Genomic DNA, 3,333 nt, shown 5'->3' on the forward strand with positions numbered 1-3,333 from the left:
ACCAGTAGCAAGTGTTATAACCCGAAGAAAAAGAATACAATAGCCGCCTGAAGAAAGGTCAATAGATGAATTGTAACAAATTGCCCCGGCTATGGGGCCGGGGCAATTTAATTCTGTTAAAACTCCGCAATCAGCGAAAGCCATCTGGCGGCAGGAGCACCCCAAACTTCTTTGTAGGTAGCCGTGTTGAATTGCGGCCAGTAAGGCTTGTCCTCATTAAACCTCGATTGCATACCCACCGGAATGCCGCCTACTGTTTCGCCTGGCAATGCAGTATATAGTTGAGGATAGTTGCTTCCTTCGCCCCACATCAATGACTGACCAAAGGGATTTTTTCCTACTATCCAGAACAATTGCTGTTCGGCAATATTCATCAATTCTTTGTCCTTTAAAAACTTTCCGCATAAGGCGGCTGCTTTACCTGTTGACAGTTGAACCGCCGCATTGCCTCTGAAAGAGAACCAAACCGGGAACACTTTTAAGTAATGTTCATTATCCAGTTTAAACCCATTTTCCAACTGCTCTTTATAATCTTTGGCAGCGCCACTGAAAATACCCACCTGCACTTTGTAAAAATTGACCGAGTCTTTTACTTCATTTATGTTATACACGCCACTTGGCGCCAGGCCATAGGGTTGTACATATTGCGTAATTGTTTTGAGATAGTTGCCAAACAGCCTGATGGCCGCTGACCACTTTGCATAATCAGCATGATTGGGTTGGGTTTCACAAAGAGCTGTGAAAGCCTGCATATATACCTGGTCGCGCGACTGGTGCGTGTAATGCACGATGGATTTCTTGTCAAGATCGCGATAAAAGAAACCGCTGGTTTTATTGTTATCAGCCAATGGTTCAGTACGCTGACATTGCAAGGTGTATTGAATGGCTTTGGCTGCTTCGGTTGCATAATACTTGTTGCCTGTTAATTTATACAGCAAACTGGCGGCTAAAGAAATATTCGCCGAATACTGGCTGTTGGAAGCCATGGCAGCATGATCGCCGCCGCCACCGATACTGCTCAGGTCATTAAAGCCGAGGCTATCAAAACGCTTTTTAGCCATCGTAAAATCTTCTACTGCCACCTTGCGGAGATGCTCCTTAAGTATGGCATCGTTCTCTATCATCATGGAAGCATAAGCTTCTATGCCGGCAAATACAAAGTTCTCGAACGCGCGGTTGTGAACATGTACCAGTCTTCTTTGGGTAGAATCATCTCCTGTGCCAATAAAACCATCCGTCCATAAATTAGTGCCCCAGGTTTGGGCGCGATAGCCATTACCGAAGCGGCCTTTAAGGATACAGTCAATACCCCATTCCGCTTCTTCCTGCAGGCGCAGAAACAGCTCCTTATTATTCTTTTCTTTAGCCCGGTTGGCCATCTCCAGCAGGGAATACACTATTTCGCCCGATTGCAGCACCTGTTGCGACATATCCGCCGCATCGTGCCAGCCTCCATTGAAAGGGAAAATTTTACCATCGACCATTGCATGCAGATCGCTGTGGCAAACGCCGTGTTTACCCGGTACTGCATACCCACAACGTTCACAGAAAATAAAGTTCAGTACCCGCCAGGCAGAATTGTCCCAAATATTTCGGTTTATGTAAAAAGGCTTGCAGCTAACATTATTAATGCGAATAAAGTATTGCCCTTCTTTTTTGAAATCACTGAAATCGATGGTTTCAAAGGCGCCGATGTTTGTTTTGGCAGCATTGATCCTTCCTTCGTATACCACGGCATTGGTTACATTGTTTACCAGTTGAAATTTGCCGTTATGATCATTCACCCGCACGATGGCTGTTTTTTCACTTTCTATCCCATAACCGGTAGTAGAATAAATGATGCGATTTTCGGCGGGCGTCCAGCCGGTTACCACTTCGGGGTGTTCAATGGTTTGCAGGGACACTGCATCGATATCAAATTTCAGCGAATCGCCCATGGTGCGTTCTTTCCCAAAAACTTCAATGGCAAAAGAGAGCTTTGTTACCTTATCCCGGGCCAGCTCACTCATTTCAACAAAACATTCATTCCATTGTCTGTTGATTAAATTAATTTCATGATAGCCTTCCCGCTCATATTTGTCCGGTACTTTTATTTTGCCATCATTCTCTACATATAAGTTTAGGTAAATACTGCGGGCGCCTTCACAATTGGGGTAGATGTAAAAATGAAGGCGATTGTATTTCTCCCAGTTCATACCCCCCACATCATAGCTGGCGAGGGAAGTGCCAAAACCTAAACCCCAACCCAGGAATTGCGGGTAAGTGGTAGGCGCTACCAATTGCAGGCTGTGTTTTCCCGAAATACTTCTTTCGGTGGTGAGCGATAGGCCGCCGATACCCTTATGCGACCATTTGCTGAGGTCTTCCATATCGCAAAGCAGGTCGGTGGCCATTACTTTTTTGGTAAGGCCAAATGTTTCAAAAGATTTACTGTAATCGAGTGGGAGCGGGCTGTGCACATACCCGGTATTGCGGATATCTTCTTTTAATTTCTCATCAATTTGCGCAAGTAATAAACTGCCATGGCAAAGGAGCAACAAGGCCGAAGCTAATAATTTTTTCATAATGCTTTGAGGTAGTAAGTTAAACATAACATCCTGTTAGGGACGTTGACAACGGAAGATAGGAAACCTTTTTTATAGAATAAGCCGAGCAAAGTATTTGGAAACCCTTGACGCTGTTTGAAACGGGCCGGCATCCTGCCTAACCTTCTGAAATCCTAACGGACCACGGGATCCCTTAATATTATAATTAGGGTCTTGGCTGCCCTGGCTTGTTATTGAATAGAGAGATAACGGCTTAATTGGTCGGTAATTATTTCCCCGTTGATAATCAAATATATAGGCGTTTGAGTGATAACTGGAAGGCTATTAACCCATTTTAGAAAATGCGCTTTAAATATTCCGTATGGTAAGGGTATCTACGGGTGTCGTAGCGTTCAACCATACTGTAGCAAAAGAGTTGGAGTGGTGCAGCAACGGTGCAACCACGGCGAAAGTGACTGGTTGGATGCTTGTAGCATTGGAGCGGTCACGTTGTGTGTACATATTTGGATACTTGTAGTATTGGAGCGGTCACGGTGCGTGTACAGTATACGTATACTGTCAGGCAGCTTCTGGCATGTATTTGGTATATTTTTAATGTAACTTTACTATATGGCCGAAGTTTTTGCACCATTTATTATTAAACGGACCATCCGGCAACTCACCTTCTATTGTATGGATGGCAGAAACTTCGTGCGTAAAAAAAGCAGCCTGACCCGAAGGAAGGTATTGTATGCACCTTGCTTTAAAAATACCCGCCACTATGCCGGATTGATGGCGAAGGCATCGA

General features: G+C 44.6%; 2 protein-coding genes. Both read right to left on the reverse strand.

All coding sequences use genetic code 11. The features are described from left to right. Positions 1-116 precede the first annotated feature (116 nt). Complete coding sequence (locus ACJ751_RS07725; protein ID WP_407744878.1) at positions 117-2,564, reverse strand: glycoside hydrolase family 9 protein; 2,448 nt, start codon at positions 2,562-2,564, stop codon at positions 117-119. A gap of 330 nt (positions 2,565-2,894) precedes the next feature. Continuing rightward, positions 2,895-3,047 carry a hypothetical protein gene (locus ACJ751_RS07730; protein ID WP_407744880.1) on the reverse strand — a complete coding sequence of 51 codons (153 nt, stop codon included), beginning with the start codon at positions 3,045-3,047 and terminating at the stop codon, positions 2,895-2,897. Between the last annotated feature and the right edge of the window lie 286 nt (positions 3,048-3,333).

It is taken from the genome of Niastella sp. (assembly GCF_045805085.1).
In the GTDB taxonomy this organism is placed as follows: domain Bacteria; phylum Bacteroidota; class Bacteroidia; order Chitinophagales; family Chitinophagaceae; genus Niastella.

Bases quoted from the DNA above. Each gene is read 5' to 3' on its own strand.
- ACJ751_RS07725 (WP_407744878.1), bottom strand. From the start codon at position 2,564: ATGAAAAAATTATTAGCTTCGGCCTTGTTGCTCCTTTGCCATGGCAGT.
- ACJ751_RS07730 (WP_407744880.1), bottom strand. From the start codon at position 3,047: ATGTACACACAACGTGACCGCTCCAATGCTACAAGCATCCAACCAGTC.